The following is a 15,403-nucleotide window of genomic DNA, read 5'->3' on the forward strand; positions in this document are numbered from 1 at the left end:
CATCCCCGCTGCGCGGGCGCCCGGGATCGGCGCCGGCGCCTAGCGCTCGCCTGCCGCCTGGGGCGCCGCGTCCGTGCGCCGGCCCAGCCAGACGCGCAGCTGGGCCAGCAGCTGCGCCGTGTCCACCGGCTTGGTCGCATAGTCGGAGGCCCCCGCGGCCAGGCATTTGGAACGGTCTTCCAGCATCGCCTTGGCGGTCAGCGCGATCACCGGGAGCGCGCCGAAGCGCGGATCGGCGCGGATCCTGCGCGTGGCCTCGTAGCCGTCGATGTCCGGCATCATGATATCCATCAGCACGATGTCGATCCCGGGGTGGGCGTCGAGGCGCCGCAGCGCCTGCTCTCCCGAGTCGACCGCTTGCACCACCATCCCATGGCTTTCCAGCAGGCCGGTCAGGGCGAACAGGTTGCGGGCGTCGTCGTCGACGATCAGGACGGTCTTGCCGTTCAATAGCGCGTCCGGGGCGGCGGCTTCGGGAAGGACGGGTGGCGCGGAAGGGACCGGGGACGGCGCGGCCGGCGCCGCCGGCATGGCGCCCTTGACGCGCTGCAGGAAGGACGCCACCGCGGCCGTGCCGCCATCGAGCGGATGGGCCTGGTCGCCGACCACGGCCGCGTCGAGGCGGGCCATCCGTTCCAGCTCCTCGCGGTCGAGCGTACGCTCCGTATACAGCACCGCCGGGATCGGGGGCAGAACGGGATCGCTGCGGATCCGCTCGAGCAGGGCCATGCCGTTCAGGTCCGGCAGGTCGAGCTCGATCACGATCCCCTGGTAGCGCCCCCGCTGCAGGGCCGCCAGCGCTTCCGCCGCGGTCGAGACCGAATCGAAGCTGCGATCCGGGCCGGCCAGCGCCGCGATGATGGCGTCGCGCTTGTCCTGGTCGTTCTCGATCAGCAGCAGCACGCGCAGCGGCGGCCCGATATCGGCGGTGAGCGCGGCGAAGACCTCGGCCAGGGTCGCCAGGTCGGCGGGCTTGGTGGTATAGCTGGACACACCGTGGCGGGCGGCGCGCAGCGGCCGGTCGCGGATCGAGATCACGTGCACCGGGATCGTGCCGGTGGCGGGGTCCGCGCGCAGGCGGTCGGCGATCTCCCAGCCATCGACGTCGGGCAGGCCGAGGTCGAGGGTGATCGCCGCGGGCCGGTGGCGCCTGGCCAGCTGCAAGCCTTCCTCGCCGGTGGCGGCGTGCAGGGTGGCGAAGCCGCGTTCGAGGGCCATTTCCTGGAGCGTGCGCGCGAACACCGGATCGTCCTCGATGATCAGGAGCTGCGGATGGTCGGCGCGCGCCGCGGGCGCAGGATCGGCCGCGGGCGCGGCGGCGATGGCGGCGCGCGGCCGCGCCGCGCCGGGGATGGCGGCGCTCGCCTGCGGACGCGGTTGCGGGAGATAGAAGGTGAAGGTGCTGCCCAGGCCTTCCTCGCTCTCGACCTCGAGTTCGCCGTCGAGCAGGCGGGCGATCTCGCGGCTGATGGCCAGTCCCAGGCCGGTGCCGCCATAGCGGCGCGAGGTGCTGGCGTCGGCCTGCTGGAAGGCTTCGAAGATCAGCTTGCGCTTGTCGGGCGCGATGCCGATCCCGGTGTCGCGCACGCGGAAGGCGAGCACCAGCGGGGCGCGCGCCAGGGCCGGGTGGTCGGGGCTCCAGCCGGAACGCGCGATGCCGGCCGACAGCCGGATGCTGCCCCTGCTGGTGAACTTCAGGGCATTCGACAGCAGGTTGGTCAGCAGCTGCTTGATGCGCAGGCCGTCGGTGCGCAGGAGCGCCGGCAGCCCGGGGGCGAAGTCGATCGACCAGGCCAGCCCCTTGGCCTCGACCTGGTAGCGGAAACTCTTGTCGAGTTCGCTGGCCAGGGTGGCGGTCGGCACGTCGCCGATCTCGACGTTGGCCCCGCCGGCCTCGATCTTCGACAGGTCGAGGATGTCGTTGATCAGGTGCAGCAGGTCGCGCCCGGAAGCGTCCATCACCTTGACCATCTCGAGCTGGCGCTCGCTGAGGTTGCGCTCGCGGTTCTGGGCCAGCTGCTCGGCCAGCAGGAGCAGGCTGTTGAGGGGCGATCTCAGCTCGTGGGACATATTGGCCAGGAACTCCGACTTGTACTTGGAGGTGAGGGCGAGCTGCTCCGCCTTTTCCTGCAGGCTGACGCGGGCGTCCTCGATCTCGCGGTTCTTGCGCTCGACCTCGGCGTTCTGCTCGAGCAGCTGGCGCGCCTTGCGCTCCAGCTCCGCATTCGTTTCCTGCAGCTCGGCCTGCTGCTGCTTGAACTCGCCCTCCAGCTTCTCGGCCTGCTGGCGCAGCAGGGTCTCGGAGCCGGACGCCGTTTCGATCGAATTGAACACGATCCCCAGGCCCTCGGCCAGCTGGTCGAGGAAGTTCAGGTGGATCGCCTGGAAGGGCTCGAAGGCGGCCAGTTCGATCACGGCCTTGACCTGGCCCTTGAACAGGATCGGCAGCACCACGATGTTGCGCGGCGTCGCCTGGCCCAGGCCCGAGACGATCTGCACGTAGTCGTCCGGCACGCTGCCGATCAGGATGCGTTCCTTCTCCAGCGCGGCCTGGCCGACCACGCCTTCGCCCACGTGCCACTCGCGCGACAGGTTCTTGCGTTCCTGGTAGCCGTAGCTGGCCATCAGGCACAGGCGCGCGGCGCTGGCCGGCTGCCCTTCCTCCGGCGCCAGCATCTGGTAGATCACGGCATGCTGCGAGCGCACCAGCGGCGCCATCTCGGACAGCAGCATGCGCGCCACGGTCTGCAGGTCGCGCTGTCCCTGCAGCAGGCGGTTCAGGCGCGCCAGGTTGGTCTTCAGCCAGTCCTGTTCGGTGTTGCGCTGGGTGGTTTCCTTGAGATTCAGGATCATCTGGTTGACGTTGTCCTTCAGGTCGGCCACCTCGCCGCGCGCGGCGACCTGGATCGAGCGTTCGAGGTCGCCCCGGGTCACGGCGATCGCCACTTCGCCGATCGCGCGCACCTGGGTGGTCAGGTTGGCGGCCAGTTCGTTGACGTTGTCGACCGCGTCCTTCCAGCTGCCGGCGGCGCCCGGCACCAGCGCCTGGCCGCCCAGGCGGCCTTCGACGCCCACTTCGCAGGCGACCCGCGTGACCTGGGTGCAGAAGGTGGCCAGGTTGTCGACCATGTCGTTGATGGTGTCGGCCAGGGCCGCGACCTCGCCCTTGGCCGGGACCATCATCTTCTGGTTGATCTTGCCGACCGCGACGCCGTTCACGACCTTGGCCATGCCGCGCACCTGGTCGGTCAGGTTGGCGGCCATCAGGTTGACGTTGTCGGTCAGGTCCTTCCAGACCCCGGCCACGCCCTTGACCTCGGCCTGGCCGCCGAGCTTGCCCTCGGTGCCGACTTCGCGCGCGACCCGGGTGACTTCGCCCGCGAAGCTGTTGAGCTGGTCGACCATCAGGTTGATGGTGTCCTTCAGGCGCAGGATCTCGCCGCGGGCGTCGGCGCTGATCTTGCGCGACAGGTCGCCGCGCGCCACGGCGGTCGTGACCTCGGCGATATTGCGCACCTGGTCGGTGAGGTTGCTGGCCATCAGGTTGACGCTCTCGGTCAGGTCTTTCCAGACCCCGGACACGCCCATGACCTCGGCCTGGCCGCCGAGCTTGCCTTCGGTGCCGACCTCGCGCGCCACCCGGGTAACTTCCCCGGCAAAGCTGTTGAGCTGGTCGACCATCAGGTTGATCGTGTCCTTGACGCGGCCGATCTCTCCCTTCACGTCGACCGTGATCTTGTGCGACAGGTCGCCGCGGGCCACCGCGGTCGTCACTTCGGCGATGTTGCGGACCTGGCCGGTGAGGTTGCTGGCCATGAGATTCACGTTGTCGGTCAGGTCGCGCCAGGCGCCCGACAGGCCGTCGATGCGCGCCTGGCCGCCCAGCTTGCCTTCGGTCCCGACTTCGCGCGCCACCCGCGTCACCTCGGTCGAGAAGCTGTCGAGCTGGTCGAGCATGGTGTTGATGGCCTGCGCGTTCTTCAGGAACTCGCCCTGCAGCGGACGGCCCTCGAATTCGAGCAGCATGCGCTCGCGCAGCACGCCGTGGGCCACGGCGCCGATCACCCGACCGGTCTCGCGCACCGGCTGCGCCAGCTTGTCGACCATCGAATTGATGGCCGCCACTTGTTCGCCCCAGGCGCCGTCGTTCTTGTCGACCGCCAGGCGTTGCCCGAGACGGCCTTCGTCGCCGACCGCGACCGAGACCCGCCCGATGGCGCGCGCCAGGCGGGCGTGGGCGCCCACGATATCGTTCAGGGCGTCGGCGATCTTGCCGTCGATGCCGGTCCAGTCGCAGGGCAGGCGGACCTCGAAATCGCCCGCGCGCACCGCCAGCAACGCCTCCAGCAGCATGGCCCTGGCGGCCTGGCCGGCGCGCGTCGGCGGCAGGAAGCGCGGCGCGTCGGCTGCGTGGTCGCGCGCGCGGCGCGCGGCGACACGGCGCACGTGGGCCCGGCGTTCCGGTACTACCTGTTCCTGGTTCATGGCGACCTCGGCGAAGGCTGGGTGACTCGGAAGGGCCCGCGCCGGATCAGGCCGAGCGCGTCCTGGTTGGAGACGGCACCGCTGAAATAATTGCCTTGCAACTCTTCACAGCCGTGCTCGACCAGGAAGGCCATCTGGTCCGCCGTTTCCACGCCCTCGGCGATGACGGTCATGTTCAGCACGTGGGCCAGGCCGATGATGGCCAGCACGATCGCGGCGCCATTCGGATCGGTCGCGATGTCGCGCACGAACGAGGCGTCGATCTTCAGCTTGTCGATCGGGAACCGCTTGAGGTAGGCCAGGGACGAGTAGCCGGTGCCGAAATCGTCGATCGCGATCGACATCCCGAGCGAATGGATCTCGTGCAAGGTGGCGATCGCCTGCACCGGATTGTTCATCACGCCCGATTCCGTGAGTTCGACTTCCATCAGCGACGGCGGCACGCCCGCCGCCTCGACCGCCGCCGCCAGGCTGCGCGCCACGTCGTCGCGCCGGAACTGCAGGGCCGAGACGTTGACCGAGATCGGCACATCCTCGATGCCGAGCTCGCGCCAGCGCTTCAGCTCGGCCGCTACCTGGCCGATCGCCCAGGCGCCGATCGGCTCGATGCGTCCGGTCTGCTCGGCGATCGGGATGAACAGGCTGGGCGAGATCGAGCTGCCGTCGGCCTGGGGCCAGCGGATCAGGGCCTCGAAGCCGCAGATGGTGCCGGTGGCGGCGTTCACCTTGGGCTGGTAGTGCATGACGAATTCGTCGGCGCGGATGGCGCGCTGCAGCGCCGTCCCGAGCGCCAGGCGGCGGCTCGCCGCCTCCTGCATCGGCGGCGCGAAGAAGGAGTAGCGCCCGCCGCCGTCGCGCTTGGCGTGGAACATCGCGATATCGGCATTGCGCAGCAGGGTGTCGGGGTCTTCGCCGTCGTCCGGGAAGATCGCCAGGCCGATGCTGGGGGTGACATGCAGTTCGCTGCCTTCGATCTGGCAGCCGGCCGACACCGTCGCGATGATCTTGTCCGCCACCAGCGCCGCATCGGCCAGTTCGCGCAGCTCGACCAGCATCACGACGAATTCGTCGCCGCCGATGCGCGCCACCGTATCGCCCTCGCGCACGCAGGCGGAGAGCCGCTCGGCCACGTCCTGCAGCAGGCGGTCGCCGGCCGCGTGGCCGAGCGCGTCGTTGACTTCCTTGAAATGGTCGAGGTCCATGAACAGCACCGCCAGCGGCGCCCCGCCGCGTCCCCGGTGCGTCGTGGCCTGGGTCAGCCGGTCGAGCAGCAGCATGCGGTTGGGCAGGGCGGTCAGGCTGTCGTGGCAGGACTGGTGCAGGACATAGGCCTCCATTTCCTTGCGCTCGGTGATGTCGCGCGACACCAGGACCAGCTGTTCCACGGCGCCGGTCGGACCGCGCACCAGGCTGGCGTCCGACTCCAGGTAGCGCTCGGAGGCCCCGACGATGCGGTACTGCAGGCGCCAGTGGCACTCGCGCTCCGGCGCTTCGAGGAAGGCGGCGCCGACGCGCTCGCGGTCGTCGGGATGGACGATCCCGAGATAGCTGGCGCCGGGTTCGATCCGGGCGCCGAATTCGTTGCGGTAGCTGGGACTCGCATACAGCCAGGCGCCGTCGAAGGACAGCAGCGCGATGAAGTCGCCCGCGTGCTCGAGGATCAGGCGCTCGGCGGCCGGGTTGTCGGCGACCGCACCCAGCGCGCTGAAACCCGGAGCTTCGGGCTCCAGGGGCGCTTCCAGGATCGGGCCCGGGCCGGGCTCGCGCGCCTGGCCGGCGTGCGCGGGCGCGCAGGGCGCGTCGTGCAGCCGCTGCAGGCGCTCGCGGTGCGCCCGGTCGGTGAAAGCCTGCACCTTGGCGCGCAGGACTTCGGGCGGCACCGGCATGAACAGGTAGTCGGCGGCGCCCAGCTCGAAGCCCCGGCTGCGGTCGAGGTCGGTGGCGCGGTGCGAGGTCAGGAAGATGATCGGGGTGTCGCGGCTGCGCGGCCGGGTGCGGATCAGGCGCGCCGTCTCGAAGCCGTCCATGCCGGCCATCTTCACATCCATCAGGATCACGCAGAAGTCCTGCTGCAGGAGCCGGAGCAGGGCCTGTTCACCCGATGCGGCGGGCACGACGGCGGCGTCGAGGTCGGCGAGGACGGTGCGCAGCGCGAACAGCGCGCCCGGATCGTCGTTGACCAGCAGGATCGCGACCTCGTCCTGGGACGGCGCCGGCGCTGCGGCGATGCGCTCGACGCGGTTCATGGCGCGTTGCGCCGCTGCGATACGGCGGCGTGGCCATGCCGGGCGCCGGTGCGCGGCGCCTGCCGGGGCGCGGGGCCGGCCGGGTCCGGGACGAATGCGCGGCGTGCGCCACCCCATACCGGCGGCGATTCCGGCGCGACACGGCGGAGCGCAAGGTAGGCTGGCATCTGGACCCTGTGCCGGCGCGTGGTTGAAACGTCTGCGATTGCTGTCGAGCTGCGCCGGGTTGGACGCAGCTGCGTTGGGCGATCCGGAACGACAAATGGCCGGCAGGAAGATTCTATACTCGTTCCAGCTTTGAGGCATCTGGTGCGGGCTGGCGCGCGCCGCCTGGCCCTCAGGCAGCCTCGAACTGGTCCATCGGGCACCGGCTGCATTGCCCATGGTCGCAGAAGCGGCATACCGTCATGGCCGCGTTCGCATCGCAGGGCAGGCTGACCAGCATCTTCTCGACCAGACGCTCCAGCAGCGGGAGCTCCTCCGGCGCCAGCTCGCCCAGGATCGTGCTCAGGGCGAGCTGGCGGCTGTCGAGCATGGCCGCGCGCTCGGCTTCGCCGGCCGGGGTGAGGTGCAGCGCCAGGGCGCGGCGATCGGTGACCGCTGTCCGGCGTTCGGCCAGGCCGGCCGCGACCAGGCGGTCCACCACGCGCACGGTGCCCGGATGGCTGAGGCGCAATATCTTGCCCAGCCGGTCGACCGAGAGCCCGGCCGTATGCCCGATCACGGTGAGCGCGGCCGCCGCTTCGCCGCCAAGGGCGGTCTTGTCTGCGACCGCCAGCCTGATACGGTCGGCAATGCCCATCGACAGGGCGCCTAGCAAGTTGGCTACGCGAACGGTTTTTTCACACATTGTGCTTGCTCCGGATTGGGGAAGTCCCTATTATATGCGTGCTGCATACATATTTCAACCATGCTATGCGGATAACTTGTCGACGCATCACGAACGGAAGCGAGGCCAGGCGGCAGCCGGCCTGACACTTTTACTTTTACATTGAGGGAATCCCATGAAATCCACTACCACTACCGTCCTGACCAACGACCACGCCAGCACCTTCATCCAGGATCCGACCGCCTTGCTGCGCTGGTCGCTCGTCATCGTGTTCCTGTGGTTCGGCGGCATGAAGTTCACCGGCTACGAGGCGCAAGGCATTGCTCCGTTCATCGCCAATAGCCCATTCATGAGCTGGCTGCACAGCGGCTTCGGCATCAACGGGGCGAGTGCGGTGATCGGGATGCTCGAACTGTCGACCGCGGCTGCGCTGGCGGCCGGCGCCTTCCATCGCGGGGCCGCGGTGCTGGGCGCGCTGATGTCCTGCGGCACCTATGCGATCACCCTGAGCTTCTTCGCCACCACGCCTGGCGTCGCCGAGCCGACCGCCGGCGGCTTCCCGGCCATCTCCGCGCCGATCGGCCAGTTCCTGCTGAAGGACCTGGTCCTGCTGGCCGCTTCCGGCGTGCTGCTGCAGGGCGCGCTGGTGCGCTGGAACGCAGCGCGCCGTTGATGCTCCGAGGCCGCCGCCGCGGCGCCGTTTGCCTGTCGCAGGACCGCCGTCGCTAGCGCGGCGACAGTTCCTGCAGCACCGAGCGCACCCGGTCCAGCGCCGGATCGATATCGAGGGTATCGATCCCGCCGAGGCCGAAGAAGAGCGCCGGCGTCGGCGTGCTGCAGGCGTAGAAATTGTCGTTCGAGTACAGGCCGACCTCGACGCGGCGCGCCAGCCGCAGCAGCAGCGACAGGTCGAGCTCGCGCTTCAGGTAGGCGGTCAGGTGGAAACCGGCAGCGATCGGCACCGGCGCGAGCCAGGGCGACAGGTCGCCGTTCAGGCGCTGCAGCAGCTTGTCGCGCCGCTGTCCATAGACCTCGCGGCAGCGGCGTACATGTTTCTGCAGGTGGCCCGCCTCGATGAAGTTGGCCAGGGCCTGCTCCAGCAGCGTGGAACTGTGCCAGTTGGACAGGTGCTTGGCGGTCAGCACGGCGTCGAGGATGGCCGGCGGCGCGACCACGTAGCCGATCCGTATCTCCGGCAGCATCACCTTGGAGAAAGTGCCGACATAGGCGACGACGCCATGCTCGTCCATGCTTTGCAGGGAATCCTCGGGCCGGCCTTCATAACGGAACGCGCTGTCGTAATCGTCCTCCACGATGATGGCCCCCACGGCCAGCGCCCGCGCCAGCAGGGCCCGGCGGCGCGGCACGCTCATCGGCATCCCGAGCGGGAACTGGTGCGAGGGCGTGACGTAGACCAGGCGGCAGTCGTCCGGAATCGCCTCCACCACGATCCCCTCCGTATCGACCGGAACCCCCACCACCCGCGCGCCCTGGCTGGCAAACAGCTGCCTTGCCGGCGGATAGCCGGGCTCCTCCACCGCGACCGTCGCCCCCGGCTCGATGAGTACCCGCGAGACCAGGTCGAGCGCCTGCTGGGCGCCGTTGGTGATCACCAGGTCGTGCTCGCGGCAGCGCACGCCGCGTGAGAAACCGATGTAGCTGGCGACCGCCTGGCGCAGCGCGAGCAGGCCCTCGGTCTCCGCATAGCGCCCGCGCATGCCTTCGCCCTGGCGCAGCGCGCTTTTCACGCAGCGGTGCCAGGCCTCGGTAGGGAAGGGCGAGCGGTTGACGAACCCGCCGATGAATTCGAAGCGCGACTGCCCCTCGGGCAGCCGATGCCGCAAGGGCGTCGCCATCTCGCTCCAGCGCTTTACCACGGCCGAGCCCGCCAAGTCATTCCCGGTCTGCGGGCGGATCCTGGCCGGCTGCGCGGCCCGCACGAAGGTCCCGATGCCGACCTGGCCGACCAGCAGGTTGTCCAGCGTGAGCTTGGCATACACCTCGGCAACGGTCTTGCGGGAGACCCGGAGCTGCTCGGACAGGAGGCGCGACGGCGGCATCTGTTCGCCTCCGGCCAGGCGGCCGGTCAGGATCGCCTCGCGCAGCTGCCGGTAGATCTGGCCACTCAGGTCCTTGTGGCCCTCGATGTTGATATGAAGTTCCATGATTGTCCTCTTGCCGATTGTAAACAAAGCAATCGGGCGGCGGAAGGCGCGCGCTGGTGGACTCCTCGATTTAGCCGGAATTGGCTTCGCGATGCCGTAGGGACGACACCTATGATGAGCCATCTTCATTGTGAACCCGGAGTCCGGCATGGACAAGCGTATCGACTACTACTCAGCCTCCAAGGAAGCCATGGAGACCCTGATCAGCCTGGAGAGTTCCGTGTTGCGTCTTGGACTGGAGCCGCGACTGGTCAGCCTGGTCAAGCTGCGGGCGTCCCAGATCAATGCCTGTTCGTTCTGCGTCGACCTGCACACCAGCGAGGCGCGCCGGGCCGGCGAATCGGAACGCCGCCTGTACGCGGTATCGGCCTGGCGCGAAACCCCGTTCTTCAGCGCCCGCGAGCGGGCGGCGCTGGCCTGGACCGAGGCGATCACCCTGATCGCGCAAACCCAGGCGCCCGATGCCGACTACAAGCAACTGGCCGCCCACTTCAATGAAAAAGAGATGACCGATCTCACCCTGGCGATTGCCACCATCAACGTGTGGAACCGGCTCGCAATCGGTTTCCGCAAAATGCCAACCCTCTGAAAGGATAGCGATGCTTACCAAACGATTCGTGAACATGTGCGCGGCGGCAGCCGTAACAGGCGCAAGCATGCTGGTCGCGGTTTCCGCGCAGGCCCATGGTCCTGCCGATGCGCCTGCCGGCGGGGAAAAGATCAAGCTGGTGCAGCAACAGGTGCTGAAGGAAGCGCCAGGCAAGGAAATCCAGGTGATCACCGTCGATTACCTCCCCGGTCAGGTGTCGACCCCGCACGTGCACCCGGGTACCGTGATTGCCTACGTGCTGGAGGGGGCGGTGGTCTCGCAGCTGGAAGGCGGCAAGGAAGTCACCTACCGCGCCGGCGAGGCATGGTACGAACCGCCCGAGGTGCCGCACCTGGTGTCGCGCAACGCCAGCCGCACCAAGCCGGCGAAACTGCTGGTCTACCTGGTGACGGGCGAGGGCGAGCCGGTCCTGCGGCCCCTGTCCAGAAAGTAAAGACACGCGCTCGACCATTCATGCTACACTTTGTTTACTCCGACTGACACAGTCGGAGTTGCTTGAATCCAGAAATTGAAGGAAGTAACGATTATGAAAAAGATCCTTGTCATCGGCAGCGGCTTCGCCGGCCTGTGGGGCGCCCTGGGCGCAGCGCGCGTTCTCGAGAATGAAGGCAAATCGGGTGAAGTGGAGATCTCGCTGATCTCGCCGGAACCGGTCCTGCACATGCGCCCGCGCCTGCATGAACACGAGCCGGAAATCATGGCGACGCCGATTGCCGAGCACCTGGCCGCGGCCGGCGTGCGCTACATCCAGGGCAGCGTGGTGAGCATCGATCGCCGCGACCACAGCGTCGAGGCGGTCAGCCCGAGCGGCGAGCGCTTCAAGCTCGGCTACGACCGCCTGCTGCTCACGACCGGCAGCAAGATGCACCGTCCGCCGGTGCCGGGCATCCACGAGCATGCCTTCAGCGTCGACCAGTACGACGAGGCGGTGGAGCTCGACCAGCACCTGGCGGCGCTGGCCGCGCAACCGCAGTCGGCAGCCCGCGACACGGTGGTGGTGGTCGGTGGCGGCTTTACCGGCATCGAAGTCGCCGCCGAGTTGCCGGCCCGCCTGCGCGCCGCCCTCGGCGCCGACAAGGCGTACCGCGTCGTGCTGATCGAGCGTGCGGAGCAGATCGGCCCCGAGCTCGGCCCGGGCCCGCGTCCCGTGATCGAAGAAGCGATGTACAGGCTGAACGTCGAGTGCCTGCTCGGGACCTCGGTCGTGTCGCTCGATGAAAACGGCGTGACCACCGCCGACGGCGGCCGGGTCGAGGCCAGGACCGTGATCTGGACCGGCGGCATGCGCGCCAGCGCGCTGACCGAACAGGTCTCCGAACTGCGCGACCTGTCCGGCCGCCTGCATGTCACCCCCGACCTGCGCGTGCCGAGCGCGCCCGGCATCTTCGCCGCCGGCGACGTGGCGCTCGCCGCCACCGACGACCAGGGCAACCACGCCATGATGGCATGCCAGCACGCGATCAACATGGGCCGCCATGCGGGCCACAACATCGCCGCCGACCTGCTCGGCCTGGAGACGGTCGCCTACCGCCAGCCGTTCTACGTCACCTGCCTCGACCTCGGCGGCTGGGGCGCGGTGTACACCGAGGGCTGGGAACGCTCGATCAAGATGATCGGCGCCAAGGCCAAGGCGCTGAAGACCCAGATCAACACCGAGTGGATCTATCCGCCTGTCCCGGAACGCGCGGCGCTGCTCGACGCCGCCGACTGGCGCAACACGGTCGTCGCCTGATACCCGGCGCCTGACACTGCATGCGGGACGCCCCCGGCGTCCGCTCGACTCACAGCCTGGCGCCCGGCGGCGCCAGGTGCCCGCGGACGCCAGCCGGCGTCCGCCCGCAGCACCCTCCGGCGGAGGGTTCCCCGATCGAGGAAGGGAGCACGCCGCCGCCCATTTCACTCCCTCCCGCTCCACCCGCTTCATTCCATGCGGTTCCCGGCAAGCGTCCATCGAGCCGCCACATCAGGAGAAAGTCATGTCGCATCCCATCCCAACCCAGCCCAGTCGCCGTCACGTCGGAAACGACGAGGATCCGGTGGAAACCGATGAATGGCTGGACGCACTGGAAGGCACCATCGCAGCCAGCGGACTGAGTCGCGCGCGCTTCCTCATCGAGCGGCTGGTGGGACATGTGAGGACGCTGGGCGAACAGCACACGTTCTCGATCAGCACGCCCTACGTCAACACGATCCGGCGCGACCAGGAAGCCCCCATGCCGGGCAACCGCGAGACCGAACACCGGATCCGCGCCTACACCCAATGGAACGCCATGGCGATGGTGCTGCGCGCCGCGAAACACAGCAATGTGGGCGGCCACATCGCGTCCTTCGCCTCCGCGGCCACGCTCTACGATGTCGGCTTCAACCACTTCTGGCGCGCGCCGTCCGGCGAGCATGGCGGCGACCTGCTGTTCATCCAGGGGCATTGCTCGCCCGGGATCTATGCGCGCGCCTTCCTCCTCGGGCGCCTGAGCGAGGACCACCTCGACCACTTCCGCCAGGAGGTGGAGGGCCGCGGCGTGTCGTCCTATCCCCATCCCTGGCTGATGCCGGACTTCTGGCAGTTCCCGACCGTCTCGATGGGGCTGGGGCCGCTGATGGCGATCTACCAGGCCAGGTTCATGAAATACCTGCATTCGCGCGGCATCGTACGGACCGAGGGCCGCAAGACCTGGGTGTTCCTGGGCGATGGCGAGATGGACGAGCCCGAGTCGACCGGCGCGATCGGCATGGCGGCGCGCGAGCGGCTGGAAGACCTGATCTTCGTGGTCAACTGCAACCTGCAGCGCCTCGACGGCCCGGTGCGCGGGAACGGCAAGGTGATGCAGGAACTCGAGACGCTGTTCAAGGGCGCCGGCTGGCGCGTCATCAAGCTGGTCTGGGGCGGCAAATGGGACGCGCTGCTCGAACGCGACCACTCCGGCGCCCTGGTGCAAAGGATGATGGAGGTGGTCGATGGCGAGTACCAGACCTACCGCTCCCAGTCGGGCGCCTACATCCGCGAGCATTTCTTCAACACGCCGGAGCTCCGGGCGATGGTCGCGGACTGGAGCGACGAGCAGATCTGGGACCTGAACCGCGGCGGCCACGATCCGCACAAAGTGTATGCCGCCTTCCGGGAGGCGGTGCGGCCCGCGGGCCAGCCGACGATCATCCTGGCCAAGACCGTCAAGGGCTACGACATGGGGCCGACGGCGCAGGCGGCGAACGTGAATCACCAGCAGAAGAAGATGCTGGGCTCCGACCTGCTGGCCTTCCGCGACAAGTACGCGCTGCCGATCCGCGACGAGGACATCGAGGACATTCCCTACCTGAGATTCGCGGAGAACGCGCCGGAACTGCAGTACATGCGCGAGCGCCGGATGTCGCTCGGCGGCTACCTGCCGGCGCGCCGCAGCCATGCCAGCCCGCTGCCGGCGCCCGCCCTGTCCGCGTTCGAGTCGCTGCTGAAGGGCACGCCCGAGGGGCGCGGCATGTCGACCACGATGGCCTTCGTCAGGCTGCTGAACATCCTGCTCAAGGATCCGGCGCTGTCGCAGCGGATCGTCCCGATCGTGCCGGACGAGTCGCGCACCTTCGGCATGGAAGGCCTGTTCCGCCAGGTCGGGATCTGGAACCAGCGCGGCCAGCAATACACGCCGCAGGACGCCAGGCAGCTGCTGTACTACCGCGAATCGGAGTCGGGCCAGGTCCTGCAGGAGGGGATCAACGAGGCCGGGGGGCTGAGCGACTGGATCGCCGCCGCCACTTCGTATTCCACCCACGGCGAGCAGATGGTCCCGTTTTATATCTTCTACTCGATGTTCGGCTTCCAGCGGGTCGGCGACCTGATCTGGGCGGCGGCCGACATGCGCGCGCGCGGCTTCCTGCTCGGCGGGATCGCGGGCCGCACGACCATCAATGGTGAGGGCCTGCAGCACGAAGACGGGCATTCGCTCGTGCACGCCGCGGCGATTCCCAACTGCGTCAGCTACGATCCGGCCTTCGGCTACGAGCTCGCGGTCATCGTCCAGGATGGCATGCGGCGCATGTTCCAGGAGCAGGAGGATGTCTTCTACTATCTCACCGTGATGAACGAGAACTATGCCCATCCGGCCATGCCGGAGGGCGACGGGGTGGCGGACGACATCGTCAAGGGCATGTACTCCGTGCGCAGGAGCACGAGCGGCCGCCGGCACGTGGTGCAGCTGATGGGCGCCGGGACGATCCTGAACGAGGTCATCGCAGCCGCCGGGCTGCTCGAGCAGGACTGGGGCATCGGCGCCGACATCTGGAGCGCGCCGAGCTTCACCGAACTGGCGCGCGACGGCCAGGCGGTGCAGCGGCATAACATGCTGCACCCGCAGGAGGCGCCGCGCGAAGCGCACGTCACCCGCCTGCTGGGATCGCGCCGCGGCCCGGTGATCGCCGCCACCGACTATGTGCGCGCCCTGGCCGAGCAGATCCGCGCCTTCGTCCCGGGGCGTTACGTGGTCCTCGGCACCGACGGCTTCGGCCGCTCGGACACCCGGGCCGCGCTGCGCCACTTCTTCGAAGTCGACCGCTTCTGGATCTGCCTCGCCGCCTTGCATGCGCTGGCCGAAGACCAGGTCCTGCCGCAACAGACGGTGGCCGACGCGATCGCCAAGTATGGCCTCGATCCCGCGAAGCCGAATCCCGTCGCCGTCTGATCGCCAGACCGACACGCAAAAAGGAGCCCCGCCCGGAAAACCGGGCGGGGCTTTTTTGGTTCTTTATGGATGACAGAAAACGACACCAGTGCCATCAACCAATCAAAATGCAAGCCAACACCGAACAATTGCGCTTGAGAAAATTAGGGTCAGAGTCTAATGCGGTTAAGTTAAGCCGCCTTTGATCATTTGGCTGTTGTAAACGTGTAGCGGCTCTGTTAACCTGCGGTTCCGATGCTAGCCGATACCCTCCCACTTGTAACCGCAGATCTTCCCGCTCCTGATTGGCAACGGCTGGGTGAGCATCTGCCAGTTGAGTGGATCGAGCAGGCGCTCAGCCATACAGGTAAGGCGAGCATTCGACGAAGACGTTTGCCAGCACAGCAGGTAGTGTGGTT

Annotated in this window: 10 protein-coding genes; 6 read left to right on the top strand and 4 right to left on the bottom strand. The window is 68.2% G+C overall.

The window, feature by feature from the left end; all coding sequences use genetic code 11:
* Window positions 1-39 precede the first annotated feature (39 nt).
* The 3 genes from H162_RS0105460 to H162_RS0105470 form a co-directional block, all read right to left on the bottom strand.
* Window positions 40-4,485 (bottom strand): response regulator, encoded by a 4,446-nt coding sequence (locus H162_RS0105460; protein ID WP_051109879.1) that lies wholly within the window; start codon window positions 4,483-4,485, stop codon window positions 40-42.
* On the bottom strand, window positions 4,482-6,731 hold the full coding sequence (locus H162_RS0105465) for a GGDEF/EAL domain-containing response regulator (protein ID WP_020652445.1): 2,250 nt from the start codon (window positions 6,729-6,731) through the stop codon (window positions 4,482-4,484). The genes H162_RS0105460 and H162_RS0105465 overlap by 4 nt, the downstream gene beginning before the upstream one ends.
* Window positions 6,732-7,068: 337 nt before the next feature.
* On the bottom strand, window positions 7,069-7,533 hold the full coding sequence (locus H162_RS0105470) for a MarR family winged helix-turn-helix transcriptional regulator (RefSeq protein WP_020652446.1): 465 nt from the start codon (window positions 7,531-7,533) through the stop codon (window positions 7,069-7,071).
* 202 nt (window positions 7,534-7,735) lie between these two features.
* Between H162_RS0105470 and H162_RS0105475 the strand changes: the two genes are divergently transcribed.
* Window positions 7,736-8,233 (top strand): YkgB family protein, encoded by a 498-nt coding sequence (locus tag H162_RS0105475; protein WP_020652447.1) that lies wholly within the window; start codon window positions 7,736-7,738, stop codon window positions 8,231-8,233.
* 52 nt (window positions 8,234-8,285) lie between these two features.
* Here the strand turns inward: H162_RS0105475 and pdxR are convergent, their stop codons facing one another.
* Window positions 8,286-9,725: a MocR-like pyridoxine biosynthesis transcription factor PdxR gene (gene pdxR, locus H162_RS0105480; protein WP_020652448.1), complete on the bottom strand. Its 1,440-nt coding sequence runs from the start codon at window positions 9,723-9,725 to the stop codon at window positions 8,286-8,288.
* A 148-nt stretch (window positions 9,726-9,873) separates the two neighbouring features.
* On the opposite strand from pdxR, the gene H162_RS0105485 reads away from it, so the two are divergent.
* From H162_RS0105485 to H162_RS33090, 5 genes are all read left to right on the top strand, one after another.
* A complete protein-coding gene (locus tag H162_RS0105485) occupies window positions 9,874-10,314 on the top strand; it encodes a carboxymuconolactone decarboxylase family protein (protein WP_020652449.1) in 441 nt (146 codons plus the stop codon).
* 10 nt (window positions 10,315-10,324) lie between these two features.
* Window positions 10,325-10,768, top strand: a complete 444-nt coding sequence (locus H162_RS0105490; protein ID WP_229451945.1) for a cupin domain-containing protein — start codon at window positions 10,325-10,327, stop codon at window positions 10,766-10,768.
* 93 nt (window positions 10,769-10,861) lie between these two features.
* The gene (locus H162_RS0105495; RefSeq protein WP_020652451.1) at window positions 10,862-12,067 is read left to right on the top strand and encodes an NAD(P)/FAD-dependent oxidoreductase; all 1,206 of its coding nucleotides are present in this window, start codon (window positions 10,862-10,864) and stop codon (window positions 12,065-12,067) included.
* Between the two features lie 244 nt (window positions 12,068-12,311).
* Window positions 12,312-15,005 carry a pyruvate dehydrogenase (acetyl-transferring), homodimeric type gene (gene aceE / locus H162_RS0105500; RefSeq protein WP_020652452.1) on the top strand — a complete coding sequence of 898 codons (2,694 nt, stop codon included), beginning with the start codon at window positions 12,312-12,314 and terminating at the stop codon, window positions 15,003-15,005.
* Window positions 15,006-15,239: 234 nt separating this feature from the next.
* Window positions 15,240-15,403: transposase domain-containing protein (locus H162_RS33090; RefSeq protein WP_211223684.1), on the top strand; the 164-nt coding region annotated here is incomplete at its 3' end.

The sequence above is a fragment of the Massilia niastensis DSM 21313 genome, assembly GCF_000382345.1.
In the GTDB taxonomy this organism is placed as follows: domain Bacteria; phylum Pseudomonadota; class Gammaproteobacteria; order Burkholderiales; family Burkholderiaceae_D; genus Telluria; species Telluria niastensis.

What these genes read in the sequence shown, in the direction of transcription:
- H162_RS0105460 (WP_051109879.1), bottom strand. Translation starts at nt 4,485, where the DNA reads ATGAACCAGGAACAGGTAGTACCGGAACGCCGGGCCCACGTGCGCCGT.
- H162_RS0105465 (WP_020652445.1), bottom strand. Translation starts at nt 6,731, where the DNA reads ATGAACCGCGTCGAGCGCATCGCCGCAGCGCCGGCGCCGTCCCAGGAC.
- H162_RS0105470 (WP_020652446.1), bottom strand. Translation starts at nt 7,533, where the DNA reads ATGGGCATTGCCGACCGTATCAGGCTGGCGGTCGCAGACAAGACCGCC.
- H162_RS0105475 (WP_020652447.1), top strand. Translation starts at nt 7,736, where the DNA reads ATGAAATCCACTACCACTACCGTCCTGACCAACGACCACGCCAGCACC.
- pdxR (WP_020652448.1), bottom strand. Translation starts at nt 9,725, where the DNA reads ATGGAACTTCATATCAACATCGAGGGCCACAAGGACCTGAGTGGCCAG.
- H162_RS0105485 (WP_020652449.1), top strand. Translation starts at nt 9,874, where the DNA reads ATGGACAAGCGTATCGACTACTACTCAGCCTCCAAGGAAGCCATGGAG.
- H162_RS0105490 (WP_229451945.1), top strand. Translation starts at nt 10,325, where the DNA reads ATGCTTACCAAACGATTCGTGAACATGTGCGCGGCGGCAGCCGTAACA.
- H162_RS0105495 (WP_020652451.1), top strand. Translation starts at nt 10,862, where the DNA reads ATGAAAAAGATCCTTGTCATCGGCAGCGGCTTCGCCGGCCTGTGGGGC.
- aceE (WP_020652452.1), top strand. Translation starts at nt 12,312, where the DNA reads ATGTCGCATCCCATCCCAACCCAGCCCAGTCGCCGTCACGTCGGAAAC.